Below are 338 nucleotides of genomic sequence, written 5' to 3'. Positions count from 1 at the left end.
GCGTGGCGCCCTTGATGGACGCGTTGTCGTGTTCAGCAATAACGAGAGTTGTCATGACAGTCGTCTTTCTCTTGAATCTGGGAGGGTGCCTGCATCAACCATGGTCGTCGATCAACCGAGGCCGATGCGCGGGACACCGAGGAAGGGCCGCCCCGCACCGAGGGTGTCGTCCCCCAGCGGGGGAAGGCGCGAAGCGACTCAGGGGGGTCAAATGACTTTCGCTTCGTTCTTGAGTTTTTCAACCAGGGCGGCCACGTCCGCCACCTTGATGCCAGCGCCGCGCTTGGCGGGTTCGGTCACCTTGAGGGTCTTCAGGCGGGGCGCCACGTCCACGCCGA

The 338-nt window shown here is 63.3% G+C and carries 1 pseudogene; it reads right to left on the bottom strand.

Annotated features, from left to right (window positions below):
* Positions 1-207 precede the first annotated feature (207 nt).
* Positions 208-338: pseudogene (locus ACODSM_RS22435) on the bottom strand (electron transfer flavoprotein subunit beta/FixA family protein); the annotation flags it as partial.

Source organism: Acidovorax sp. FG42, from assembly GCF_057809195.1.
Note: the sequence above shows the minus strand (reverse complement) of the source record. Positions and strands in the feature narration are given on the sequence as shown.